Genomic DNA, 26,328 nt, shown 5'->3' with positions numbered 1-26,328 from the left:
AGAAAAGTATGTCATTTGTAAAATTAACAGATGTAAATATGATTTATGATAATAAACATCATATTTTAAAAGATTTAAATTTATCGATTGAAAAAGGAGAATTAGTGTCCTTACTTGGTCCGAGTGGTTGTGGAAAAACGACAACGCTCCGTATTGTAGCAGGACTTCTTAGTCAAAATAGCGGAACCTTTGAATTAGATGGAGAGGACATGACAAAAGTGCCCGTCCATCACAGACAATTCGGGATGGTATTTCAAAGCTATGCATTATTCCCGCATTTAACAGTGGCTGAAAATGTGGCATTTGGCTTAAAAATTAGAAAAGAAACTAAAGCAGTGATTGATGAGAAAGTCAAAAAGATACTTGAAGTGTGTGGATTATCAGAGATGGGAAATCGTTATCCAAAACAACTCTCGGGGGGACAAAGACAACGTGTGGCACTTGCTAGAGCACTAGTCATTGAACCGAAGCTCTTATTACTCGATGAGCCGTTAAGCAATTTAGACGCTAAACTTAGACTTCAAATGCGTCTAGAAATCAAACGTATCCAGCAACAATTCAAGATTACTACTTTATTCGTAACGCATGACCAAGAGGAATGTTTCTCTATTTCAGATAAGGTAGCCGTAATGAATAATGGAATTATCGAACAATACGGAACACCTGAAGAAATTTATCAACATCCTACAACTGAGTTTGTCGCTCGTTTCATCGGATTTGAAAACTTCATTAAAGGAACGATACAAGAAAACTACACTGTTCAATTATCGAATGGATCGGTTCTAAAAACGAGGGAGCATTCCAAGGAAGGAGAAGTGACGGTAACGATTCGTCCAGACCATATTGAACTCTTGAACGAGGGTGAGGGTGCTCTTCCAGGTGAAATTTTAGTAAGAACCTTTATCGGAAAAGTGTATCAGTATGAAGTGAAAACGGAAGTGGGCGTGCTTCTTGTGAACAACCCAACCGTTTTAGAAGTAGGAACGAAAGTCTCTCTAGAGTTCCCTAAAAATCATGTCATTGTGTTATAAAATAAAAAATTTAAGGAGTGTACACAAATGAAAAAATCAATTGCAGGTATTGCAGTAGCATCGTTATTAGTATTAGCAGGGTGTGGAAATAGCCAAGCGAATTTACCAAAGAATGATGCAACAACAACAGGAGGAGAGGCTTCAAAAGGCGCTTCTACAGAATTAGTTGTTTCAACATTCGGATTAAGCCAAGATATTGTAGAGCGTGACATTATCAATCCATTTGCTGAAGCGAATGGAGTTAAAGTGACTTTAGAAGTCGGTAATGCTTCAGAACGTTTAACAAAAGTTCAAAGTGGTGGAAGTAACATTGACGTTATCGAGTTATCTCAATCAGGTTCTACAAAAGGAACAACAGAAGGATTATTTGAAACGGTGACTGAAAAAGAAATCCCAAATCTTGCTTTATTAACAGATGGGGCTAAAGAAGTGTTCCAAAACGGTGGAGGAATTCCGTTCTCTATTAACAGTATTGCAATTGTTTACGATAAAGAAAAACTTGGTCGTGAAATTAAAGATTGGAGCGACTTATGGTCTCCAGATTTAAAAGGAAAAATCGCAATACCTGATATTACAACAACCGGAGGGCCATTATTCTTATCTGTAGCGGCAGAAAAAGGAGGAAAAGCTCTTAAAGATGATAAAGGGGAAGCAGCTTTCAAAGCACTTGAAGAATTAAAACCAAATATCGTTAAGACATATTCTAAATCAAGTGATTTAGCAAATATGTTCCAAGCAGGTGAAGTGACAGTTGCGGTAGTTGTTGATTTTGCTATTTCTACAGTGAAAAAAGCGAACTCAAATGTTGTATCAGCTGTTCCTGAGTCTGGAACTTATGCAAACTACAACACAGTGAACATCGTTAAAGACGCGAAAAACAAAGCAAATGCGTACAAATATGTAAACCACCGTATTAGTGCTGAAAACCAAGCAGTGAAAGCTAAATCATTGAGTGAAGCTCCTGTTAACAAAGAAGTAAAATTAGCTGATGACGAAGTGAAAACAATGACTTATGGTGAAGTTGCTAAACGTGCGAAAACAGTTGATTTCAAACTTGTAAACGAAAACCTTAAAGCTTGGATTGATCAATGGAATAAAATCTTGAACCAATAGAATGTTGAATTCTATTTAAGAATACATCAGAAAAGAAAATAGATAAAGCCGCTAGACGAATGTTAGACTGGCGGCTTTGTTCTTCTAAATTCGAGTTTTGATTGTTCTTATAATGGAATTCAACTAGAATAAGAAAGACAGGAATGGGAGTGGCAGTGATGAGGATTGGTTATAAAAATGCATGGATTTTAACAATGGATGATGCCTTCACGGAATATCGTAGTGGGTATTTAGTAATGGGGGAGAGCTTAATTGTTGAAGTGGGTTCAATGCATCAGTTTGAAGAGACCAAGGCAGATGAGTGGATTGATGCACAGGGGGGGATTTTACTTCCTGGATTCGTCAACGCTCATACGCATTGTGGGATGATTCCATTCCGTTCATTAGGAGATGATTGTCCAGACCGCCTAAGACGATTCCTGTTTCCATTGGAACAAAAGGTTGTTGATAAGCCTTTAATTGCCAAGAGTACAGCCTATGCCATTGCGGAGATGCAGCTTGCAGGGGTGACTGCGATGTGTGATATGTATTATTATGAAGCCAGTGTTGCTGAAGTAGCGAAGAAAATGAAGATGCGTTCTATGGTAGGTGAAACAATTATCGATATGAAGACTCCTGATAGTCAAAATACAGATGAAGCCCTAGCATATACCCAAGCATTTGTTGATATATGGAAAGGGGACGGACTTGTACACCCATTAATTGCCCCTCATGCACCAAATACAAATACTGAAGATGTGATGAGAGCTATTCTGGAGTTTGCTAAAGCGAACCAGGTTCCGATTACGCTTCATGTCTCTGAGATGAATTATGAAATCGATTATTTTCGTAAAACATATAACCAAACACCAATCGAATTTTTAGAGTCGCTTGGATTTTTCGAAGTACCAGTCATTTTAGCGCATGGCATCTTGATGACCGAATCTGATGTAGAAATTCTAGCTAAGTATCCAAAAGTTAGTGTCGTTCATTGCATCGGTGCCAATACCAAATCTGCAAAAGGAGTCGCGCCTATTCGTAATTTGTTAGACCATGGAGTGACTGTTGGGTTAGGAACTGACGGACCAAGTAGCGGTAATACTCTGGATTTATTTACACAAATGCGGATGGTTGCTAATTTTCATAAAACTCATCTAAATGATCGTAGTATCTTCCCAGCTAAAGAAATCGTCTCATTAGCCACAAAAGGCGGAGCAAAAGCACTTGGTTTCGAGAAAGAAGTAGGAACACTCGAAGAAGGAAAAAAAGCAGATATCGTGCTTGTTGAAACAGCATCTGTGAATATGTTTCCTGTTCATGATGCCTATGCAGCCTTGGTATATTCAGCCAATGCTTTTAATGTGCAAGATGTATGGATTAATGGGGAAATGATTGTGGATAACAAGAAGCTAGTGAATGTAACACTAGAAGTACTTCAAAGAGAGCTAAAGGAAGGAATGACAATGTTTGAAGAGTATGCTTTCGAATTATCGAAACAATTATCATTTGAATAAACATACCAAAAAACGAATCAAAAATTACTTTCAAGGATTAATTTTATATTGAAAGAGTAATTAGTGAGGCAAAGGAATTACCGTATATGGTAATTTTGTATCTTGTATGATACATATCGTGCGTGATACAAACAGTGAAAGATATCAAAAATGATACATCTAGAATTATACAAGAAAATAGCACCAAAGACATTTAAGGAGTGGAGTGTCTTTGGTGCTGCATTCATTTGGCTGAGATTATTTTTACGTATCCATTGTTCTAATTTTTAACAGTTTCGCTATAATTATAGTAATGTATCGTTTTTGCTGGATATTTCTTTGGATTAGGTTTGTTTAATTCTATAAAGTCGAGTGTATTGTAGTCAAAAGTGTTTTTACGAATATATACATCACTATTAAAATCAAGAGGTCCTTCGATTCCTTTTTTAATTATAGGAAAACCGGACGAAGAGTATTATCTTCCTCCGGTTTTATTATTATCCTTTTATTTCTTTTCTTTGTATCCAGCTTGTAATAAAGCTTCTTTAGAAGCTTTAAAGCTAATTTTATCTCCGTCACCGGTGAATTCCTGAGGAAACGCTTTTCTTAATTCAGAAATTTTAGCTTTAGCGTAATCTACTGTTAAACTTTGAATAAGAGTACCGTCTTTAGATTCAATGCTAGCAGTAACGCCATCAATAGCAGTATATTTGTTATTCACTGCTTCGATTTGTTGTTTAGCTTCTTCTTCAGTTACGCCTAATTTCTTTAGGTCATAAGTATTCGTTGCAGTTTGTTTTGTTACTAAATCATTATTATAGTAATAAGTTAAAACTGAATTTACTCCATTTTGATTTAATTCAAATGAAGAGGTTTCTTCTTTACCGCATCCTAGTAATACGAATAGTGTTGTGAAAAATACAGCGATTAATTTCAATTTGTTTTTCATGAAATTCATCCTTTCAATTTGTAATATATATATATTATAAAACTAAAGATTATATTATGCAAGATATTTTTTAAAAATGATGGGGTTATCCAAAGAAAAGCATGTTCATTAGTTAGATTTTATAGGAGTATGCTATACTACAATTATCGTGAAATGGAGGAAAGAAAATGAATCAAACAATCGATTTCTTAAAAGAATTAGTAGCCATTCCATCCCCAACAGGGTACACAAAAGATGTTCAAGATTATTTAATAGAAGTGTTAACGAATATGGGATACCAACCAAAACGTACAGCAAAGGGACTTGTCATTGTAACTGTGGAAGGAGCAAATGATAAAGAACAGCGTGCTATTACGGCTCATATTGATACGCTTGGAGCGATTGTAAGAGCGGTGAAACCAGACGGACGTTTGAAGTTGGATCGTATTGGTGGTTTTGCTTGGAATATGATTGAAGGAGAAAATTGTACTGTTCATATTGCCTCAAATGGAAGTACGGTTTCAGGAACGATTTTATTACATCAAACGAGTGTTCATGTATACAAAGAAGCAGGAACAGTTGAACGCAGTCAAGACAATATGGAAGTTCGATTAGATGAGAAAGTCACTAATGAAAAAGAGACGCGAGCTTTAGGAATTGAAGTGGGAGATTTTGTTTCTTTTGATCCGCGATTTGTTGTCACACCAACCGGATTTGTTAAGAGTCGTTTTTTAGATGATAAAGTTAGTGCGGCAATTTTACTTACCTTATTGAAGAAATATAAAAAAGAAGGAATCACCTTACCAGTAACGACTCACTTTATGTTTAGCTGTATTGAAGAAACTGGAACTGGAGCTAACAGTAGTATTCCTTCTGAAGTGGTTGAGTTTCTTGCAGTGGATATGGGAGCAATGGGGGACGACCAACAAACCGATGAATATACGGTTTCAATTTGTGTAAAAGATGGGTCAGGACCGTATAACTATGATTTCCGTCAACAGTTAGTCAGTCTTTGCAAAGAAAAAAAGATTCCCTTTAAACTAGATATTTATCCTTATTATGGAAGTGATGCTTCTGCAGCGATGAGAGCTGGGGCAGAAGTAAAACACGCACTGCTAGGAGCAGGAATTGAATCAAGTCACTCTTATGAAAGAACGCATATCGATTCTATTGAAGCGACTCAATCGTTAGTAGATGCTTATTTATTAAGTGATTTAATCGAAGAATAACCGTAACCCTTCCCATAAATTTGTGGGAAGGGCTTTTTTTGCTTCAAAGTTTGGAATATCTTTGTTGACAGCACTCCCATCAAATAGTATACTCTAAAACGTAAAACTTACGATTTAAGAAAGTGGGAGATGAATGAATAAAAAAGAGAAGGTACTTCTAGGAGGGACAGTTGCCTTAGGGCTTGTCTTTGCTTCAGGAATGATTTTAGCTAATCAACAAAATCAAGTGAATCAAGTAACAGAAAGTAAGGTTGAAGAAACGACGATTTCTCCTGAACAGATGGCGAAGTATGAACAAGCCGCAAAGGAAATTAAAGAGAATAAACCTAAAACAATTGTGGGAGAAGTTTTTGAAAATGGGTATCTAAAGAAACATGGAGACCATTACCATTTTGTATTTGGGACTCCACCTTCTGATGCGATTTATGAGCAGAAGAAACAAATTAGCCAAAGCAACCATTTAGATGATGATTATGTTTTTAATCCAAAAGATATTGTGAGTGAAAATGAATTAGGGTTTGTGGTGAGACACGGTGATCACTATCACTTTATTTATCGTTCACAACTGGCAAATGCTCAAACTGTTACTAGAGAAGATGAAACGGGGAGAAAACGGACTTGTAAATTACTCCGAATTCCTCATGGGGATCATTTCCATGATGTACTAGACTGTGGGGATGGTAGTGCCAATTATACTTTTGATGATGAACCTACTTCTCATCCTGGAGGCGGAACGAGTGGGACAGTTGCTGCTACCTCTACTCCTTCAAGACAGCGTCAAAATAGTACGTCTACAACACCTACTGTTCAAACGTCTACTTCAGATATGACGACACCAGGGGACAAAGAATTAACTTTACAATCTCCTGAAATTCAAAAATATTTGGATTATATTACGTATGCATATGGTGTAGAAAGAGATAGTATCAAATTCGAATCAGTCACCAATGATCAAGGTGAATATATTGGAAAAGTATTTGCCTTTCAAAATATGGAACAAGGGCAAGATAAAAATCATATCCATCCTTGGGTTATTCCATTGAAACGATTTGAAGTACCAAATTCTGATCCATCGATCCCTGCTGAAGTGAGACTTTCACAGGAAATTGATTTAATTGCAAGACGTATGGGGATTTCTCGTACAGCGATTCGCATTGTCAATGGACGTTTTGATATTCCACACGGAGATCATAGTCATTCAATGAATATTGTGAATAAAGATGGGATTGAAGCTTACGAAAAAAATAAATTGCCTGGAATTGTTCCACCATTTGTGGCAGGGGATTTGAATCAAGAAGCAGTGTTTCAAAAAATTGACGAGGTGAAAACTCGCGCCCAAGAGAAATACAAAGATGATCCAGTTACTTTAAATCGAATCTTAGTGGCTTTAAACGAATATAAAGAGCAAGTACAACAAAAAGGAAATTCAACGGAAGGCTTTATGAAAGGATTAGAAAACTTTGAAAAGAAAGTCGTGAATAAAGAACAAGATGTTGAAATTTTGATAACACCACAAGAGCAAAAAATGAATGCCACTCATGAAGATACGATTCGTAAAATTAGTGAGTTATCATTGAAAGACTATGGCGTTACTGCTGATGAGCTAAAGGATTTAGCTACAAAAGCAAGAGAAAGTGGAAAAGAAGCGCAAGTGAATGCAATTGCTTCGTTAATTCAAGCATTACGGGATGCCAATGACCGCATTAGTATTGAAGGGATGCGCTATTTATACTTCTTTACACAACATGTACTTGACCTAGAATTGCCAGCTGCTTTAAGAGAAGAAGTGGCTAGTCTTATCAAGCGGTATATGGGTTCACGCTTGAACTTTGGAACAACAGCTGTTGAAGCGCTTATTATTGAATCTTATCGCACTAAATTAGCCATTAAAGAAGCGCATAAGAACTTTAATGGCAAAGTTGAAGGTGCCATTGGTAAGAATCTAAAAGACATTATGACGCCGGCTTCTGCAGATGAGCTAAGTATCTTAGAGGAAGCAAAAGATTTTTCTGAAGGTACGTTAGATGAAGCGGATAAAGATAATAGTATTCCAAAGAGCTCTATTTTAGAACAAAAAGAAGAAGAAAAATCTACTGAAGCAACAACAGTGTCATCAAGCACTTCAGAGACAACATCTACTTCTACGCAGGAGAGTACTGAGGAAAAGAGCACTAGTGCTCCTGAAACAGAAGCTTCAACCTCTCAAGAAGTTACAACAGAAGCCGTTAGTGAGACGACGAGTGAGCCAACGCAAAAATAGTGGGAAAGAACAAGGAAATTGGGAATCAATCTCCTAAATTAAAAGGAAGAAAATATGAATGAAAAGCATGTCAAATGGTCTATTTTGGAACGTTGACATGCTTTCCTTTTAGTCAAGAATAGAAATTATGTTATACTAATGCAGCATTCTACACGAAGGAGGGGTTTAAATGAGCGTAATGCACTTTGGAGATAATACTTGGATTAACATCAATTCAGATTTGATTAGTGAATACTCATCCATTTATGATACGTATGAAATTGATGATGAAATGATTGAATATGCACTGGATAAAAATGAGCGAGCACATATGGAATACAACCGTCGAACGAAAACGCTGGTTGTTATTTATAATGTATTAAACTTGTCTAAAGAAGAGAACCACTATGAAACGATTCCGTTAACATTCATTGTTCGTCAAAATCAAATTGTCACGATTTCAAATAGTCAAAATGAATACATTATCGATGCGATTGTAGAAGAGTTGGAAGAGAATCTTCATTGGAATGTGTTTAATCTTTTACTGCATAGCCTTTTTGTCATTTCGGAGCATTACTTCCCAGTAATTGAAAAATTAAATAAAGAACAGCAAAATATTAGCAAACTCCTTCGAAAGAAAACGACTAAGAATAATTTATTTGCACTTTCTGATTTGGAAATTGGTGGAATGTATTTAGTATCTGCCACTAAGCAAAATGCAGTTGTATTAGAGCAATTGAAAACGCAACAAGCCTTTAAAGAATTCGATGATTTTGAAAGAGAGCAATTGGAAGACAATATTATCGAAGCAAAACAATTAGTTGAGATGACAGATTTACATCTTCAAATTTTAAGACAAATTTCCGGAACGTATAACAATGTTTTGAATAATAATTTGAATGATACGATGAAATTTTTAACAGTCATCTCGATTTTGATGACCATTCCAGATATTGTGACAGGATTTTTTGGAATGAACGTTCAAATTCCTTTGACGGAACTACGATATGGATGGGCCATTATTCTCTTCATCATTGCACTCGGTTGGATGGGTGCACTAAAAGTGATTCAAAAGCTAATGAAAGATTAAAAAAGAGCAACTTCCCTTATTGAGGAAGTTGCTCTTTTGTTATTTCATTCGTTTTGCTTTTTCAGTATTGGCAAAGTGAATTTTTGCGACTTTACGTAAAGTATCCATTCCGTTGTGCTTTAGAATTTTTGCTGCTATTTGATCCACATTGCTTCCTGCACCACTTGGTAGTTTATATCCGAAATCTGCACTTAAAGAGTCTAAACCATCCAGGAAAGCGCATCTAGCAATCATTGATGCCGCTGCTACTGCGATATGATGGCTTTCGCCTTTTGTAATAAAGTACGTTTTATTTTTATCGACTAAAGGCTGTCCTTTTAAATAACGATAATATAATTCTGGCTTACAAAATTGATCGATTAAATACCCTTCAGGAGATTCCGGCATTATTTTTTCACTTAAGAGACGTAGGGCTTGATTATGAAGAAGAGCCTTCATTTCATTTAAGTTTTTGACTTGTTGAACCTCATTGTATTTTTCTGGCCAAAGTGTCAGTAATTTATAAGGAATGACTGCTTTAATTTTAGGAACGAGAGCTCGGATTTGTTCATCCGTTAAATCTTTAGAGTCTTTAACCCCCATTTTTTTAAGAAGTGGGATATGTTCTTTTGAAACGTAAGCACTGGCAACGGTTAAAGGACCAAAGTAAGCTCCGTTTCCAACTTCATCGCTACCCATGACGCTCCAAGAAGAAAAATCCTTTGGAAGAGATAGTTCGTCTTTTGATTTTCCTTCAAATGTTTCCATCAAAGGTTCCAGCTGATTATTTTGAATAAACTCTTCAATGCCTTTTCCTTGGAATAGCACTTTACCAGATTGATAGGCAGTAATGGTTAACCCATCAATCTTCAACCTTAAAATGGCGTGTGGAGGAGGGGACTGTACATATGAAGGATATTTTGCTTCTAATGTGGAAACCTGTTTGGCTGATAGTGTTAATGTTAATGAATTCATAGTAATCCTCCTTGTTCTTTCTAAGAATACCATGAGACCATTTATTCGTCTACTCCTTCAAAAAGAGGATTATTCGTGTTTTTTTGCTCAAAAAATGGTAAAATAAGGTGGCATTATGAGGAATGGAGATGATCTATTGTGAAACAACCGAAATCAAGAGTTAAAGCAGTAATTTCCGGAAAATCCTATACAATTATTGGGAAAAAGTCTCAACAAGAAATGCAAAGTATTGTGAGAGTCTTACAAGAGCAATTAGATCAAATCACCCGAGTATCAGACAAATTATCGAATGAAGAAGTGGCACTCCTAGCAGCGATCAATGCTATTTCAAATCAATTCGAAAAACAAGAAGAAGTCGTCGCATTGAAGAAGAGAATAGAGCAGTTAGAAAAAGAAGTGCAAAATGCGCATCATAAGCGACCTTCCATTGACTCAAAAAGAAAACAAGAATTAGAAAAACAATTTGAATTACAACAAGATTTGTTGAGAAGGTAGGGTTTATGATTACATTAATCATTTTATTTTATTTAATCGTTGGAATCTATACGGGCTCTCGTAGAGGATTAACATTACAATTAGTTTATATTGCGGGTTATTTTATTACCTTTTTAGTGGCAGTATTTACCCATGAAAAGCTAGCTAAATTTTTATCGGTATTTATTCCGTATCCGTCCTATGTTCCAGGAAATCAATTAGCGATCTTTTCTCAAGAACAAGCAATGAATTTAGACCACTCATTTTATAGATTGATTTCATTTTTAGTGATTATGATTTTAGGATGGTTAGTGGTTCGATTCTTAGGATATATTGCTAGCGAATTAACATTTTTACCATTATTAAAACAATTTAACACGATTAGTGGTGCTGCATTAGGATTTGTTATGAACTATTTATTTGTTTATTTTGTTCTTTACGCGATTGCGATGATTCCACTGGCTCCAGCACAAAAAATGATTGAAGGCGGATTGCCAAACTTTATTATTACCAAAACTCCAATTGTGACACAAATTGTTTCAAGTTGGTTATTACCTAAATAAAAACGAGAGCGTGGAACAGAATTGTTCCACGTTTTTTAAGAAAGAAGGACTGTTATGAATTCGAAAATCGAAAAGGTTTTAGAATTTGATAAAATTAGAGCCCAATTAGCTGAATATGCGACCTCCGAAAAAGGAAAACAAATGATTAAAGAACTTCCAATAGAGGTGGAAGAAAAGGCGATTCGAAATAAAATTGAAGAAACAGCGGATGGAGTTGAGCTCCTCCGTTTAAAACAAGGGATTCCGATTCCACGGTTGAAAGATATTAGTTTTGCCTTGAAACGATTGGAATTAGAAGCGGGATTGAATGGGCGTGAATTAAGTGACATTTTACGAGTGCTCGCGACAACGCATGAGGTAGAACGTTTCTTTGAAAAAGTCGAAGAAGAGAAAATTGCTTTAAAGCGCGTCCAAAGGCTAGTTGAAAAATTAGAAAGTATCCCTGAAGTGACTAAGGCGCTAGAAGCATCGATTCGAGATGATGGATATGTATTAGATAGTGCGTCTCCTACTTTGCATGGCATTCGAGTAGGCATTCAGAAAACGGAACAAGAAATTCGTCGCCAAATGGATCAATATCTCACTGGTAAGAATGCCCAGTATTTAAGCGATACGATTATCACTATTCGTAATGACCGTTATGTACTTCCAGTAAAAGCAGAATATAAATCTGTATTTGGAGGTACTGTACATGATCAAAGTGCAACGGGACAGACTCTCTTCATGGAGCCACAAGCAGTTGTTAATTTGAATAATAAATTACGAGAATATCAAGTCCAAGAAAAGCGTGAAGTCGAACGCATTTTATGGGAACTCTCTCAAAAACTCATGCCATACACGAATTCATTACATCAGAATCATTATGTATTAGCACGATTAGACGTAGTAAATGCAAAAGGTCAATATGCTAATGAAATAAAGGCAACAGAACCTATTATTGACCGTCAGAACCATGTCGCGCTTTGGAAAGCATGGCATCCACTATTAGACCGTGAGAAGGCTGTCGCAAACGATATTATTCTTGGAGAAGAGTATCAAGCCATTGTCATTACAGGGCCGAATACAGGTGGAAAAACCATCCTCTTGAAGACGGTCGGTGTCATTCAATTGATGGCACAGATGGGACTGTATATTCCTGCTGGTGAAAATAGCCGTGTAGGAATCTTTACCGAGATTTTTGCAGATATTGGGGATGAACAATCGATTGAACAAAACTTATCAACATTCTCATCTCATATGTCCAATATTGTTTCTATTTTGAAACAAATCAACGATAAGAGCTTGCTTTTAATCGACGAAATTGGATCAGGGACAGACCCACAAGAAGGCTCGTCTCTTGCGATTGCGATTCTTGATTATATTGCAAGTAAGCAAAGTTATGTGATTGCTTCGACTCACTATCCAGAGTTAAAAGCCTATGGTTATGACCGCCCTAAAACCATTAATGCGAGTATGGAGTTTGATGGGGATACTCTTCAGCCAACGTACCAACTCTTGCTGGGAGTGCCAGGACGTAGTAATGCCTTTGATATTTCAAAACGATTAGGCTTACCAAGCATTATTATCGACCAAGCGCGTGGACTTCTTTCTGAGGAAGACCAAGACTTGAATGCGATGATTAGTGACCTTGAGCAAAAACGTCGCTGTGCGCAGCGTGATGCCGATAAGATGCGTCATCAATTAGAGTTAAGTACACAGTTATTAGAAGATTTGCAAAAGGAAACTGAACAGTTTAAAGCAAATAAAGCAAGACTTCTAGAAGAAGCTAAAGAGCGTGCAAATACTTTAATTGAACAAAGTAAGGATGATGCGGATAAAATCTTATCAGAAATCCGTGAATTACAACTGAGAAGTAAACAAAGTACGGTTAAAGAACATGAAATGATTGAGAAAAAGACAGCTTTAACAGACTTGAAACATGAGCAAGCCTTGAAGAAGAACAAGGTGCTTCGCAAAGAAAAAGCGAAGAAGGCGCTGCAAGTCGGACAAAGTGTCGAAGTTCTTTCATTTGGACAACGCGGAACGCTTGTTGAAAAAGTCAGTGACGAGGAATGGGTTGTTCAAATGGGGATTCTCAAGATGAAGATTGCTATAGAAGACTTAGCCCCAATTGCCGAAACGCAAGAAGCTAAACAACAAGTGATTGTGAAAAGTGCTAGAAGTAGTCATGTCTCTTCAGAATTAGACTTACGTGGAAAACGATATGAAGAAGCGATGAAAGATCTTGAATTATATATAGATGCGGCCATTTTAGCTAATTATCCACGCGTTACCATTATTCATGGACGTGGAACAGGAGCCATCCAGCAAGGCGTTCATAAGGTGCTACGTAGCCACCGTTCTGTTGCAAGTTTTGAATTTGCGCCGATGAATACGGGTGGAAATGGAGCGACCATCGTGACCTTTAAGTAAACCGTGAGCAGAATAGTTGGTCACCTTCCGGGGTGTTGCTATACTAGGTTTATAGAAAAAGGAAAGGATGATTCGAATGGTAAAATCATTAACAGATAAAAACTTTGTAGAAGAAACTAAAGATGGAGTTGTTTTAGTAGACTTTTGGGCTACATGGTGTGGGCCATGTCGTATGCAAGGACCAGTTATTGACCAATTAGACGAGGAAATGGGAGACAAAGTAACTTTCACTAAAGTGGATGTGGACGAAAACCCTGAAACCGCTCGTGCTTTTGGAATTATGAGCATTCCAACTTTATTAATCAAAAAAGATGGAGAAGTGGTTAATAAAGTAGTTGGCTACCATGCTAAAGAACAATTAGAAGAATTGTTAGCACAATATTTATAAAAATCATATTTTTGAAGGAGTGATGAAGCAAGGAGAATCCTTGTTTTATCACTCCTTTTTTATTTTCAAAAAAATTTTTAAAAAAGTGTTGACAAAATAGTTTTTTAGTTTTATAGTTAATTACACAAGTAACTAACCAACAAGCACAAAACTAAAAGGAGGTGCGCTATGAAATTTGATTTTCAAAGTGATATCCCGTTATTTCAACAAGTAGCCAATCAACTAGAAGAAGAAATCTTCCATGAAGTCTACAAAGAAGGAGATCAAGTACCGTCGACTACTGAGATTTCCACAGGGTATCAAATCAATCCAGCAACCGTATTGAAAGGAATGAACTTACTCGTGAGCGAACAAGTATTAGAAAAAAGAAGAGGCCTTGGAACATTTGTAGCAGAAGGGGCAAGAAAAATTATTCTAAGCAAAAAGCAAAATGAATTTGCGAATCAGATGGTCCCAAATTTTTTGAAAGAAGCGCAAGCACTAGGAATTACAAAAGAAGAATTAGTTAAAATTATCGAAGGAGGGTTCCTAAAATGACAATCCAAGTGAAAGGGTTAAGAAAGAAGTATTTCAATAAAGAAGCTGTAAAAGGGGTCGATTTTACGATTGAACCGGAGAGTATTATTGGCCTATTAGGTCGAAATGGAGCTGGAAAGAGTACCGTTTTAAATATGATTGCTCGCCGCATCGAAAAGACAAGCGGAGACATCACTCTTGATGGCGTGGATCTTCATAAAACTCCAAGGGCAATGCATCAAGTGTACTTATCGAGTACAGAGAATTGGTTCCCAAAAGAATATAAATTTAAAGATTTATTGTCTATTTATAAGAAAACTTATCCAGAATTCGACAGTGAATTTGCAGAAGAGTTAATTAAAGTTTTTGGAGTCAATGTGAAAGAAAGATTTTCAAAGGCCTCTACTGGCTACCAAAGTATTATGAAAATTATCCTAGCGCTTTGTAATCCAAGTGAGTACATCTTTATGGATGAACCAGTACTAGGATTAGACGCGAATCATCGTCATATTTTTAACAAAAAACTACTGGAAGCTTATGCAAGAAATCCACGGACATTTGTCATTGCAACTCATTTAATCGAAGAAGTTGCTTCCATTCTTGAAAAAGTCATCGTTATTAAAGATGGTGTGGTTACAGAGGAAGTGATGGTGGAAGAGGTTCTTGGAAAAGGATATGTTGTTAGCGGAGCTACAAGCCTAGTTCAAGAATTTGTCGCAGATAAGAATGTACAAGAAACCGAACAAATTGGAAATATCACTCGTGCAGTAGTGATTGGCAAAAAAGGTGAAACTCCTCAAGGATTAGATTTTTCACCATTAACATTACAAGATTACTTTATTTCAATTACTCGAAAGGAGAATGAATAAGATGGACCGTTTATTATCAGTTGTTACCATGGGACTAGTGAAAAGATGGAAATCGATTTTAATTTTTTTAGGAATTTGGTGGATTTTCGCAGGCCTATTCATGAAAATTTTTGCAAATGGAGATTTTACTTCATTTGGAGTCTATTTCCCAATTTATTTTGATAATGAAGTCGGACTCATTATTTTAATCATCGGAATTGCTTATATCATTGAACAATTCCGCTTAGAAAGCCAATTAGGATTAACGAGAAATGAACAAATTCAAAGTCTGTTCATTCAAACCATTGTCGATTCACTCATTTTAACATTTTTCTTCAGCCTATTGTTACCACTTAGAGATGGAATCACAGTATTCAATACTATCAAAATTGAATCAAGGCTAAGCACTTTGTATAATCCTGAAAATCTATTTTTAAGTATTGCAGCTTTCTTTGCGCAAGTATTATTGATTCATCTGATTGCAAATGTGATTGGGATTGTCATGAATAAAATGCCATTAAAAACAGGACTATTCGCACTTGGGGGAGTTACTTTATTAATGGGTATTATAATCAGTGGAGTGAGTTATCAAGGGAAGGAATTACCATATTTTGTTAAATTTATCATTCAACTAGGAAAATCTATCAACGAAAACCCTGGTTGGGCCATTTCAACAACTTTTTTAGTAGTAATCGTTCTCTTAATATTAGTAACTAGAAAACATCAAAGTAAAGATCCAAACGTAGCATAAAAAAACGAGAACTTCTGCATAGCAGGAGTTCTTTTTATTTAGGGCGGAGGCTCAGTATATGAGAGACCACGGCTAAAACCGCTACAGTTATTATAAATACTATAAAGATATGCCATAATGGCACGTAGTACAGCCCCTCCAAAGTCTTTCATTCAAACAATGAAGATGTCGCCCTGTTGGTTAACTTTTTTATAATACGAAGGACATTTGAATCAGCCAGGTTTGAACTATGGTATACTATAGAAGACAAAAGATAGAGAGGTTGGCAAAATATGAAAAGACCAATTGGATTTATTGATTCTGGTGTTGGAGGCTTAACGGTTCTCAAAGAGGCATTAAAACAATTACCAAACGAATCAATGATCTTCTTAGGAGATTCCGCTCGTTGCCCATACGGGACAAGACCGAAAGAAGAGATTCGCCAATATACGTTGGAAATGGTGCAATTTTTACTACAAAAGAATATAAAAATGCTGGTCATTGCCTGTAATACGGCTACAGCAGTCGTCTTAGAGGAATTACAACAAACTTTAGAGATTCCGGTGGTGGGAGTGATTCAGCCAGGAAGTTTAGCAGCTATTAAGCAAACATCTAATGACCGAATCGGAGTATTGGGTACGAATGCTACGATTTCAAGTAAAGTGTATCCAAAAACAATGCATGACAAGAATAAGAACATTCAAGTATTCGATATTGCTTGTCCAAGCTTTGTTCCACTTGTCGAAAATAATCAATCGGACACCCCAGAAGCTTGGGAGATTGTAAATGAAACCCTCAAACCATTGGAAGGAACTAATGTAGATACAGTAATTTTGGGTTGTACACATTATCCGCTTTTAAGAAAAACGATTCAAAAAGTTGTTGGAAATCAAGTTTCCTTGATTGATTCAGGTGCAGAAACTGTTTCTAGTGTGAGTGCTCTTTTAGATTATTGCAAACTCAGTGAAACTCCTGAAACTAATCCAAATCCTACTTTAGAAATTTATACAACGGGAGATGCAACACTTTTTGAAGAGATTGCTGAGAATTGGCTCCATAGAAAAGGATTAGAGGTGAAGACGGTGACTTTAGAGAAAAAATTAACGTCCATTCAACTTGAAAAAGAAATTGTTATTGCAACGAATAATGTTGGAAAAGCAAAAGAATTTGCCAAAATTTTTGAACCAAAGGGGTACAAAGTTAAAACTTTAAAAGATTTCCCTGAATTGGATGAAGTAGAAGAAACAGGAACGACTTTTGAGGAAAATGCGAGACTGAAAGCAGAAACGATTGCGAATGCTTTACAAACAATTGTTTTGGCAGATGATTCAGGACTTTGTGTAGATGCTCTAGAAGGACTTCCTGGAGTTTATTCAGCAAGATTTGCAGGAGAAGAAAAGAATGATGCGGCTAATAATGCCAAACTGTTATCAGAACTAGGCGGGCTTAAAGGCAATGAAAGGGCAGCTCATTTCACATGTTGTTTAGTTTTAGCAGCACCGTTTCAGGAATCTCTTGTGGTACAGGCAGAATGTCACGGAGAAATTGCTACTTTACCATCAGGAGACAGTGGATTTGGTTATGATCCATTATTTTTAGTGCCAGAGTATCAACAAACATTTGCGGAGCTCGGAATGGATATCAAAAATAAAATTAGCCACCGTGCAAAAGCGATTGAAATACTGGTTGAAAAATGGGAACGATGGACAAACTCTTTAGGAGCTGTGGAGGAAACAGAATGAAAATAGTCATTGTCAGTGATAATCATGGTCAAGAGTTGACACTTCGGAAAATTTTTAATCATTTTTCTGGAGAAAAAGTAACTTTTGTTCATACTGGGGATTCTGAGTTTCCCTATAAGGATGAATTATTATCTCATTGTTTAAGAGTCACAGGGAATTGTGATTATGATATGGAGTATCCTGAGTTTGAGGTTTTTGAAGTAGAAGGGATTACGTTTTTTGTCACTCATGGGCATCATCAATATGTAAATGCTGGTAGAGAGTATTTAGCAAACATGGCTAAAGAAAAAGGAGCTAGTATTGCTTTGTACGGACACACTCATAAGCTAAATGCAGAGACTGTTGACGGAGTTTTATGTATTAATTCAGGATCGACGAATTTTCCAAGAGGAACTTATGCAGGAACTGCGAGCTATGCTGTATTAGAGATTTTATCAAAAGAACAAATTCGTTTAACGTATTATACGACGAAGCATGAAGTATTAGATGATTTAGTTTTAAACTATACTTGGAGCCCGGAAGGAGGTTATACTCTTGATTCATAAGAGAATACAAGAATTATTATTGGAAAATCGAGAGCAGCTCTTTATTGATGCTGAGAATGTAGCGATTCTACAAGAAGACCATACATTAGAGCATGCCATGTTAGTTCTTACGAATGTACGATATTCTTTAATCCCTGTTTTGAATAAAGAAAATCAAATTGTAGGCTTAGTGTCTTTAGCGATGATTTTGCAAAAGATTACTGGAGTCGAGCAAATTCATATGAATCAACTCAGTAAGTATAAAGTTCGTGATGTCATGAAGACGGAGTATCCAACGATTTTCGTTGATACAGATATGGAAGACGTATTGAGGGATTTGGTGGACCAAAGTTTTATTTGTATTACTAATGAAAGCCAAGAATTTTTAGGAATTGTGACTAGAAAAGAAGTATTGAAACGCATTAATTTCATGGTTCATGAATTAACCAGAGAATTTGATTTAGTTGAAAAATAAAAAGAAGGCGAAAATTTTTTGCCTTCTTTTATTTTGTCAGATAGGGAATAGATGGAGTCGAAAGGTCGATTCCTCTTTTTAATAATGCTTCTTGATATAAAGTTAAGTATTTTTGATAAGTCGCATGTTGCAATCCATTCTTCGTCATGATGGAAATCGTGAAGACAAATTGCCCAGTTGGTTTTGTCTGAGGACCCACAATATTTGGGGCAGAAGCTAGAGCCTCATCCGATTTAGCATATCGAGTATTAACGGCTTCGATGGTTTCATAGACCGTTTTTAAATCAACATTACTATTAAGTGGAAGTTCGATTAAAGCTCTCATATTTCCTCTAGACTGGTTACTAACGATAGTAATGTTGCGATTGGGAATGTAATGCAGGGTTCCATCATATCCTCGAACTTGGGTTGTACGAACGCCAACGCTTGCAATCGTCCCAGAAATAGTATTAATTAAAACAGCATCCCCGACTTCAAATTGACGTTCCATTAAGATAAACAATCCATTGATGACATCTGATAAGAAACCTTGTGCTCCTAGTCCTAAAGCAACCCCAGCAATTCCGGCACCTGCTAGTAAACTAGAAATTGGGACTCCGATAATCGAAAGAATCCAATAAATCAAAATGAAATATAAGAAATAATCCAACATATTCTCTAATAATTTAAGAATGGTTTTCTTGCGACTTTCCGATTGAGTAGAGACTCTCATAGAAGAGAGAATGGTTTTCTTAAAAAGAAAATGAGCTAGTTTTTTTCCTAAATAAAATAGTAAAAATAAAATGACTAGTGAGAGTAGTTTAGTAAAAAGATTAGATAAAATAGATTTCCATTCAATCCCATTCCAATAATTGATAAAGAAATTAGAGATGGAATCGAACCATAAAAATACACGCATAATCAGTCTTCCTTTAAATTTGAATATAATCAGTGTAGCATACAAAAAAAACGAATGAAAGAGATTCATTTTACAAAGAATTTGATGGTAATTTTAAAGGGATAGTGTTATGATTGAATCATACTAGAGGATTGGAGGAATGGCTCAATGACAGGTATTGAGATTGCTGCATTAATAGCTGCATGTGCTTTATTAGCCTTAGTAGTTTTTGTGATTGTCAAAGTATCACCGATTTTATCAAAATTAAATAAAACCGTTGAGAACATGAATCATTCATTAGAGATTATTACTAAAGATGTAGACAGCCTCTCAATTGAAGTAGAGGGGTTATTAAGTAAAGCCAATGTATTGGTGGACGATATTAATGGTAAATTAAAAGCCACTGATCCATTATTTACTGCAGCTGGAGATTTAGGTGTGACAATTTCAGATGTAAATGCTTCTTCACGAAATCTAGCAACAAAAGCAGTAAAACTTTCTAAAACGAGTCGTGTAGCCACGGCAGTTAACTTCGGAAGAGCATTTTTTTCCAAAAAGAAAAAAATATAATTAATGAAATGGAGTGTTGAACATGAGTAAAAAATGCGGATTTTTATTAGGAGCATTAATCGGGGGAACAGCAGCAGCAGTAACTGCATTGTTATTTGCACCAAAATCAGGGAAAGAATTACGTGAAGATTTAGCAAAAGAAGCTGATCGTTATAAAGAACAACTATCAGAATATGGTGAAATTGCTCTAGCAAAAGGAGCAGAATTCACTGAAGTTGCCAAAGCTTCAACTCAAGATATTCGTATTAACTTACAAGAACAAGCTTCTCATCTAAAAGAACAAGTTTCTAAACATACTGAAAACTTAAAAGACCAATTCAACGAAACAGTTGATAAAGTAAAAGAAAACTTCTCTAAACAAAAAGAAGAGTCAGCTGAAGTGGTTGCTGAATTAGCAGAAGATGTAAAAGAAAAAGCTCAAGATGTGAAAGAAGAAGCTAAAAAAGAAGCAAAATAATGCATACTTAAAAAGACTGGGAAATTTCCCAGTCTTTTTTGTTTGTCTAAAAATCATATTTTACTTTAGTGAAGAGTTTTGAACCATTTTCGGTAACAGCTAAACAGTCTTCGATACGAACACCGAAGTCACCTGAAATATAAACACCCGGTTCTACAGAGAAACACATACCTTCAACGAGTTCCATATCATTTCCTTCCATGATTGAAGGAAATTCATGTACGCTTTGGCCAATCCCGTGTCCAAGGCGGTGGATGAAGTACTCACCGTATCCAGCTTCTGTAATAATATCACGAGCGATTTTATCAATTTGGCTTGCTTTCATCCCTGGTTTTACAGCTTCGATGGCTGTATCATGCGCTTTTTGAACGATATCATAGATTTCTTGATGGCGTGGATTTTTTTCCTGGCTATTTCCAAAGAAGACGGTACGTGTAATGTCACTTGCGTACCCATCTACCATTGTACCAAGGTCAAATAGAACCCATTCATTTTCTTTAAGGGTGCGGTCTCCAGGTTCACCGTGAGGATCTGCCGCGTGATCTCCAAAGAGCACCATGGTATCAAAGCTCATCTGAGAGACGCCGAGTTTTTTCATTTCAAATTCTATGATGGCTACCACTTCACGTTCGCTGATGCCTACTTTTAATGCGTTCTTTCCGATTTCAATCGCTTTGTCAGCAAAGGTTCCAGAGTAGACGAGTTTTTCAACGGCTTCTTGATCTTTTACAAGACGAAGTTTTTGAACGATTGGCGTTAAATCTACAGAAAAATGAACATCTTTAAAATGCTTTTGAACTTGTTCTGCTGCAAAAAGAGAGAAGTCCACTTTTTCTACAGCGAAATTAGACTGAGAAGGAAAGTGATCCTTAATGGCGTCTGATAAGAGTTTCCATCCATCTTCATGATCGTGATAACTTTTCACGGTAAAATCTGGTTCCGCTTTTTGAGCGACTTGATGCTCTAATGCTGGAACAAATAATAGTGGGGTAGAGCTGGGTGAGTAGACAAGAGCAACAATCCGCTCATGAGGATCTGTTGAAAAATTCGTTAAAAGACGAATGGTTTCAGGATTTTGGATTAGAGCAATCGGATTGTTTTGTTTTGATAATTCAGTTTCTAGTTGTTTGAAAGTAGGGTTTAAATTCATATTGATCATCTCCTTAAAACTATTGTAGCATACTTATTATATCAAGAATGTAAATAGTTTCAAAAAGTTTTTGAAAATTTTAGTTAAACGCTTGCATTAATTTTATGAAAGTGCTACCCTAATGATAGATGAAAAGATGCACAAAGGAGATTTGTAGATGGAAAAGCAAACAATTACGATTTATGATGTTGCGCGTGAAGCGAACGTATCCATGGCTACAGTATCGCGTGTTGTTAATGGAAATCCAAACGTTAAACCAGCAACTCGTAAGAGAGTTTTAGATGTAATTGACGAATTGGATTATCGTCCAAATGCCGTTGCGCGTGGGTTAGCGAGTAAGAAAACAACGACTGTGGGAGTTATTATTCCTGACGTTACAAACCTTTATTTTGCTAGTTTAGCTCGTGGGATTGATGACATTGCTACAATGTATAAATATAACATCATTTTAGCAAACTCAGACCAAAATAATCATAAAGAAATTCAAGTGTTAAATACTTTATTCTCTAAACAAGTAGATGGAATTTTATACATGGGAAACCATCTAACACCTGAATTGCGTGCTGAAATTGTTCGTTCAAAAACACCGATTGTGTTAGCGGGAACAATGGATGCGGAACATGAAATTGCTTCAGTAAATATCGATTTTAATGAAGCAACAAAAGAAGTAGTGGAAACATTAATCGGAAATGGACATAAGAAAATTGCTTTTGTCACTGCTGCAATGAAAAATGTGGCTTCAGTCGATTTCCGTTTAGAAGGATATAAAGCTGCTTTAGAAAAAGCAGGAATTAAATTTGACGAAAAATTAGTTTATGAAGTTCCTTTAACTTATCATGCAGGGGAGTCTGTAGCTGAACGTATCCATAAAGCAGGTGCGACAGCTGCTGTGATAACCGATGATGAAACTTCAGTAGGATTATTAAATGGTTTAATGGATTTAGGCGTTAAAGTTCCTGAAAAATTTGAATTAGTTTCAAGCAACAATTCTAAATTAACGAAAATGACTCGTCCAATTCTTTCAACGATTGCACCTCCATTATATGATATCGGAGCCGTTGCGATGCGTCTTTTAACAAAAATTATGAATAAAGAAGAAATCGTAGAATCTGAAATTACTTTACCATACAAGATTGAATGGAGAAATACTACTAAATAAGCATAAAAACAGTCTATTGAATCCTCAATAGGCTGTTTTATTTTATTGTATACAATAGTAGAGAATAAAAAGGCTGGATAATGTCCAGCCTTTTTATTAGTTTGATTGAGTCGTTTGATTTTGAGTTGAAGAGGATTGAGTGGTTTCTTCTTTCTTTTCATTTTTCTTCTCATCCTTTTTCTCATCCTTCTTAGCATTTACTTTATTCCAGAAGTTATTCATTTCTTCAGGAGTAGCTCCGATAGCGAAGTTGTAGAAAGGATTCATCGGTGGGAAATCCTTCTTGAACCAGTCAGTCGTCATTCCACCACTGATCGAGTATGTTCCGCCGTTTTCAGCTTTGAATGTTCCGGCTTTCGTACCTGTTGTGGATACAACAGAATCACGATAAACAGAATCTGGTTGTTTAAAGGTTGTTTCTTTACCGATTAATTCAGGATTTGCTTCATAAGCGGCCTTCATTAAGTAAGTCCATTGACGTTGACTTCTAGTAGTAGGTTCTCCGTATCCATCACCAGCAGTAATAGCATAACGGGCATTATAGAAGTTATCATATCCAATCCAAGAACCTAACGTTACGGTTGGGGTATATGCGACAAACCAGTTATCAATTTCATTTTCAGAAGTACCAGTTTTACCAGCTAAGTCTGAACTGAAGCCCATATTTCCCTTCATATTGTAGAATTGAGTCGAATTTGCAATATCTTGAAGCATATTCGTTGTTAAATAAGACGTTGCTTCAGAGAATACACGTTCTTTTTTGTCTTCGTGTTGGTAGACAATATTTCCTCTGGAATCTTCAATTTTCTCGATTAAGTAGGCATCGTGGTGTTCACCACCGTTTGCTAACGTAGAAAAGGCACTTGTTTGTTCTAAAACAGTCGGGCCTGTTCTAGTCCCCCCAATTGAGAGAGCGATATTTTGATACTCATCTTCAGTAATTCCTTTGATTCCCATCTTCTTCAAGTATTCACCCGCATTAATACCTTTTTGAAGCATTGTTTGGTAAATCTTAATAACAGGATTGTTAAACGAACGGAACAGTGCATAACGGACTGTTAAGAATTGGTTTGTTATTGTGTTTCCGTAGTTTGTTGGTTGCCAGTAAGTTCCATTTCCTTGAGGGATACTTACTTTAGTATCTGGAACAATACTTGCAGGATAAATCAGATTATTTTCAATAGCAGGAGCATAAACCAAAATTGGTTTAATAGTTGACCCTGGTGAACGATGTGTAGTGAACGCGTGATCTACCTGATTTGATTCAAAATCTCGACCAGCAACAAATCCAAGAATACGACCAGTTTTATTTTCAATCATGACTGCCCCATTTTGAGCAGACTCTGTTTGAGTTTTTATGTCTCCAGTATTTTGATCAACATATTGTGTATTATATGTGGGGCCGATTTGGTTTCCATAATTTGCAATAGCTTTTTGCATTGCATCATAGACTTTTTGATCAATCGTTGATATAATCTTGTATCCTGAAGAACTTAGTTTACGACTTGCTTCATCGTAATACTTGTTATAAAGCTCAGAGTCATTACGAACTTCATCATAAGTCAATTTATTTTTTTGAGCTGCTTTAGTGATTAAGACTTTAATCGCTTCACGGTTTACAGCTTGATATAAATAAGATTGTCTATCTGAAGAAATTTCTTTTGGAGGAAGGAAGTCTTTAGTAATATCATATGCAAGTGCTTCTTCGTATTGTTCTTTAGTAATTTTGTTTTCACGATACATACTAAAGAGAACGAATTTCATACGTTTAATACCAGCAGAAGTATCTTCTTTTAAGGTAGCTTGGTTTGTGTATGGAGTATAAATAATCGGGTTTTGGGGCATCCCAACAAGATAAGCAGCTTGTGGCAGTGTTAAATCTTTTGCAGCTACGCCAAAAACGCCTTGAGCGGCTTCTTCGATTCCAGCGATATTTAACCCATTATGATTTCGTCCAAATGAAGAGACGTTTAAGTAGGCTTCTAAAATTTGATTTTTCGTAAAGTGTTTTTCAAGACGTAATGCGTATAAAATTTCATTAGCTTTCCGTTTAAAAGTGACCTCACTTGTTAAAATTTGTTGCTTAATTAATTGTTGTGTAAGAGTGGAACCGCCCGTTGCACCAGACCCAGAAGAAACAGCTTCTTGGAGAATAGCACGAAGTAAAGCTTTTGGTACAATCCCATTGTGTTCGTAGAATGAACTATCTTCAGTTGCGATAATTCCATCAATCACGTATTGAGAAATTTCTGATAGAGGTTTTACAATTCGTAGTTCATCAGAATTCACATCTGAAATTTTTGTACCATCACTATAATGGAAACTAGAGATTAAATTAAGATTTCCAATTGCGTCACTCATTTGTTCTTGGGTAAGGGGCTCTTCATTGGAAGTTAAACTTGCAAAATATCCTAATCCAATTCCACCACCAAATATTCCTAATAGCATTAAGAATAAAATCGCAATTACAAAAATATTTTTTAGAACAGAATAAGCGATGTTAAAAATAAATCGAATATTTTTCAGTAAAGGTTTATTCCAAAAAGTTAGTAGAGCCTCGCGCCAATCTGGAGTTTGGTTCTGAACTGACATAATTTCAACTCTTTTCATTTATACATATTTTTTTAAGTATACCAAAAATATGTGTGAAATTCTATTTATTACTGGTTTTGATAGGATTTATAGAATTTTTAAAACAACTTTTTATGCTGTAAAGATAAAATACTTTACAAGTATTCTTCTTTCTGCTAAACTATGTAACTGTGAGATTAATACATGGAGGTGTAAATAATGGCAGTTAAAATTCGTTTAAAACGTATGGGTTCTAAGAAAAATCCTTTCTACCGTGTAGTTGTAGCTGATTCACGTTCACCACGTGATGGTCGTTTCATCGAAACAGTTGGAACATACAACCCAGTAGCAAACCCAGCAGAAATTTCAATCAATGAAGAATTAGCATTAAAATGGTTAGCTAACGGTGCTCAACCTTCTGATACAGTTCGTAATTTGTTGTCACAACAAGGTATCATGAAGAAATTCCACGAATCAAAGTTTTCTAAGTAATTTCTATAAAGTCGACAATTCGATGGAGAGGTGAAAAGAATGCCTGATATTAGTGAATTAGTATTGTCAATGGTTAAACCATTAGTAGAATTCCCTGACGATGTTCGTATTGATATCTCTGAATCAGATGAATTCATGGAATATACTTTACACGTAAATCCTGAAGATATCGGTCGTGTGATCGGTAAACAAGGACGAGTGGCTCGCGCGATTCGTACGATCACTTATAGTGTTCGTACTCGTGGACCAAAACGTGTTCGTTTAAGTATTGAAGCCTAAATAAAACGATGAAGCCTTGGAGAAATCCAGGGCTTTTTTGTTCTA

The 26,328-nt window shown here is 36.1% G+C and carries 26 protein-coding genes; 21 read left to right on the top strand and 5 right to left on the bottom strand.

Annotated elements, in window-relative coordinates:
• Positions 1-8: 8 nt before the first annotated feature.
• The 3 genes from ACO5V7_RS01825 (at position 9) to ACO5V7_RS01815 (ending at position 3,637) form a co-directional block, all read left to right on the top strand.
• Positions 9-1,031, top strand: a complete 1,023-nt coding sequence (locus ACO5V7_RS01825; protein WP_485484822.1) for an ABC transporter ATP-binding protein — start codon at positions 9-11, stop codon at positions 1,029-1,031.
• Between the two features lie 27 nt (positions 1,032-1,058).
• Positions 1,059-2,144, top strand: coding sequence for an ABC transporter substrate-binding protein (locus ACO5V7_RS01820; RefSeq protein WP_485484821.1), 1,086 nt, complete (start codon positions 1,059-1,061; stop codon positions 2,142-2,144).
• Positions 2,145-2,302: 158 nt separating this feature from the next.
• On the top strand, positions 2,303-3,637 hold the full coding sequence (locus ACO5V7_RS01815) for an amidohydrolase (RefSeq protein ID WP_298650028.1): 1,335 nt from the start codon (positions 2,303-2,305) through the stop codon (positions 3,635-3,637).
• 484 nt (positions 3,638-4,121) lie between these two features.
• Here ACO5V7_RS01815 and ACO5V7_RS01810 read toward each other — a convergent pair whose 3' ends face one another.
• The gene (locus ACO5V7_RS01810; protein WP_298650030.1) at positions 4,122-4,565 is read right to left on the bottom strand and encodes a DUF1307 domain-containing protein; all 444 of its coding nucleotides are present in this window, start codon (positions 4,563-4,565) and stop codon (positions 4,122-4,124) included.
• A 167-nt stretch (positions 4,566-4,732) separates the two neighbouring features.
• Between ACO5V7_RS01810 and ACO5V7_RS01805 the strand changes: the two genes are divergently transcribed.
• From ACO5V7_RS01805 to ACO5V7_RS01795, 3 genes are all read left to right on the top strand, one after another.
• Positions 4,733-5,773, top strand: a complete 1,041-nt coding sequence (locus ACO5V7_RS01805) for a M42 family metallopeptidase (RefSeq protein ID WP_485484820.1) — start codon at positions 4,733-4,735, stop codon at positions 5,771-5,773.
• Between the two features lie 133 nt (positions 5,774-5,906).
• Positions 5,907-8,033 carry a pneumococcal-type histidine triad protein gene (locus ACO5V7_RS01800; RefSeq protein WP_485484819.1) on the top strand — a complete coding sequence of 709 codons (2,127 nt, stop codon included), beginning with the start codon at positions 5,907-5,909 and terminating at the stop codon, positions 8,031-8,033.
• Positions 8,034-8,202: 169 nt separating this feature from the next.
• Positions 8,203-9,102 carry a magnesium transporter CorA family protein gene (locus ACO5V7_RS01795; protein WP_005606761.1) on the top strand — a complete coding sequence of 300 codons (900 nt, stop codon included), beginning with the start codon at positions 8,203-8,205 and terminating at the stop codon, positions 9,100-9,102.
• Between the two features lie 39 nt (positions 9,103-9,141).
• Here ACO5V7_RS01795 and rnhC read toward each other — a convergent pair whose 3' ends face one another.
• A complete protein-coding gene (gene rnhC / locus ACO5V7_RS01790) occupies positions 9,142-10,056 on the bottom strand; it encodes a ribonuclease HIII (RefSeq protein WP_485484818.1) in 915 nt (304 codons plus the stop codon).
• A 138-nt stretch (positions 10,057-10,194) separates the two neighbouring features.
• Between rnhC and ACO5V7_RS01785 the strand changes: the two genes are divergently transcribed.
• The 10 genes from ACO5V7_RS01785 to cbpB all read left to right on the top strand — a co-directional run bounded on the left by ACO5V7_RS01785 (position 10,195) and on the right by cbpB (position 18,728).
• Entirely contained in the window at positions 10,195-10,551 is a 357-nt protein-coding gene (locus tag ACO5V7_RS01785; protein WP_298650045.1) for a cell division protein ZapA, read from the top strand.
• A gap of 5 nt (positions 10,552-10,556) precedes the next feature.
• On the top strand, positions 10,557-11,093 hold the full coding sequence (locus ACO5V7_RS01780) for a CvpA family protein (RefSeq protein WP_485484817.1): 537 nt from the start codon (positions 10,557-10,559) through the stop codon (positions 11,091-11,093).
• A gap of 54 nt (positions 11,094-11,147) precedes the next feature.
• Positions 11,148-13,505 (top strand): endonuclease MutS2, encoded by a 2,358-nt coding sequence (locus ACO5V7_RS01775; RefSeq protein WP_485484816.1) that lies wholly within the window; start codon positions 11,148-11,150, stop codon positions 13,503-13,505.
• Between the two features lie 76 nt (positions 13,506-13,581).
• Complete coding sequence (trxA, locus tag ACO5V7_RS01770) at positions 13,582-13,893, top strand: thioredoxin (RefSeq protein ID WP_039849092.1); 312 nt, start codon at positions 13,582-13,584, stop codon at positions 13,891-13,893.
• Between the two features lie 168 nt (positions 13,894-14,061).
• A complete protein-coding gene (locus ACO5V7_RS01765) occupies positions 14,062-14,430 on the top strand; it encodes a GntR family transcriptional regulator (protein WP_288294974.1) in 369 nt (122 codons plus the stop codon).
• The gene (locus ACO5V7_RS01760; protein ID WP_485484815.1) at positions 14,427-15,278 is read left to right on the top strand and encodes an ATP-binding cassette domain-containing protein; all 852 of its coding nucleotides are present in this window, start codon (positions 14,427-14,429) and stop codon (positions 15,276-15,278) included. Before ACO5V7_RS01765 ends, ACO5V7_RS01760 begins: the two co-directional genes overlap by 4 nt.
• A 1-nt stretch (position 15,279) precedes the next feature.
• Positions 15,280-16,008, top strand: a complete 729-nt coding sequence (locus tag ACO5V7_RS01755; protein ID WP_485484814.1) for a hypothetical protein — start codon at positions 15,280-15,282, stop codon at positions 16,006-16,008.
• A gap of 272 nt (positions 16,009-16,280) precedes the next feature.
• The gene (racE, locus tag ACO5V7_RS01750; RefSeq protein ID WP_485484813.1) at positions 16,281-17,729 is read left to right on the top strand and encodes a glutamate racemase; all 1,449 of its coding nucleotides are present in this window, start codon (positions 16,281-16,283) and stop codon (positions 17,727-17,729) included.
• Positions 17,726-18,274 (top strand): YfcE family phosphodiesterase, encoded by a 549-nt coding sequence (locus ACO5V7_RS01745; RefSeq protein WP_485484812.1) that lies wholly within the window; start codon positions 17,726-17,728, stop codon positions 18,272-18,274. The genes racE and ACO5V7_RS01745 overlap by 4 nt, the downstream gene beginning before the upstream one ends.
• Positions 18,264-18,728, top strand: coding sequence for a cyclic-di-AMP-binding protein CbpB (gene cbpB, locus ACO5V7_RS01740; RefSeq protein ID WP_485484811.1), 465 nt, complete (start codon positions 18,264-18,266; stop codon positions 18,726-18,728). The genes ACO5V7_RS01745 and cbpB overlap by 11 nt, the downstream gene beginning before the upstream one ends.
• A gap of 28 nt (positions 18,729-18,756) precedes the next feature.
• On the opposite strand, the gene ACO5V7_RS01735 is transcribed toward cbpB, so the two are convergent.
• Positions 18,757-19,626: a mechanosensitive ion channel family protein gene (locus tag ACO5V7_RS01735; RefSeq protein WP_485484810.1), complete on the bottom strand. Its 870-nt coding sequence runs from the start codon at positions 19,624-19,626 to the stop codon at positions 18,757-18,759.
• 147 nt (positions 19,627-19,773) lie between these two features.
• Here ACO5V7_RS01735 and ACO5V7_RS01730 point away from each other — a divergent pair, with 147 nt between their 5' ends.
• Together ACO5V7_RS01730 and ACO5V7_RS01725 are read left to right on the top strand one after the other, a co-directional pair.
• A complete protein-coding gene (locus ACO5V7_RS01730) occupies positions 19,774-20,175 on the top strand; it encodes a DUF948 domain-containing protein (RefSeq protein WP_005606742.1) in 402 nt (133 codons plus the stop codon).
• A gap of 22 nt (positions 20,176-20,197) precedes the next feature.
• Entirely contained in the window at positions 20,198-20,632 is a 435-nt protein-coding gene (locus ACO5V7_RS01725; protein WP_455033823.1) for a YtxH domain-containing protein, read from the top strand.
• Between the two features lie 46 nt (positions 20,633-20,678).
• Here ACO5V7_RS01725 and ACO5V7_RS01720 read toward each other — a convergent pair whose 3' ends face one another.
• Positions 20,679-21,782: an aminopeptidase P family protein gene (locus ACO5V7_RS01720; RefSeq protein ID WP_485484809.1), complete on the bottom strand. Its 1,104-nt coding sequence runs from the start codon at positions 21,780-21,782 to the stop codon at positions 20,679-20,681.
• A gap of 157 nt (positions 21,783-21,939) precedes the next feature.
• Between ACO5V7_RS01720 and ccpA the strand changes: the two genes are divergently transcribed.
• Entirely contained in the window at positions 21,940-22,941 is a 1,002-nt protein-coding gene (ccpA, locus tag ACO5V7_RS01715; RefSeq protein WP_485484808.1) for a catabolite control protein A, read from the top strand.
• 96 nt (positions 22,942-23,037) lie between these two features.
• Here ccpA and ACO5V7_RS01710 read toward each other — a convergent pair whose 3' ends face one another.
• Positions 23,038-25,533: a transglycosylase domain-containing protein gene (locus tag ACO5V7_RS01710; RefSeq protein ID WP_485484807.1), complete on the bottom strand. Its 2,496-nt coding sequence runs from the start codon at positions 25,531-25,533 to the stop codon at positions 23,038-23,040.
• Positions 25,534-25,731: 198 nt separating this feature from the next.
• Here ACO5V7_RS01710 and rpsP point away from each other — a divergent pair, with 198 nt between their 5' ends.
• Together rpsP and ACO5V7_RS01700 are read left to right on the top strand one after the other, a co-directional pair.
• Positions 25,732-26,004, top strand: coding sequence for a 30S ribosomal protein S16 (gene rpsP / locus ACO5V7_RS01705; RefSeq protein WP_485484806.1), 273 nt, complete (start codon positions 25,732-25,734; stop codon positions 26,002-26,004).
• A 39-nt stretch (positions 26,005-26,043) separates the two neighbouring features.
• Positions 26,044-26,283, top strand: coding sequence for a KH domain-containing protein (locus ACO5V7_RS01700; protein WP_298650094.1), 240 nt, complete (start codon positions 26,044-26,046; stop codon positions 26,281-26,283).
• Positions 26,284-26,328 lie beyond the last annotated feature (45 nt).

This window comes from Granulicatella sp. (assembly GCF_057274575.1).
Note: the sequence above shows the minus strand (reverse complement) of the source record. Positions and strands in the feature narration are given on the sequence as shown.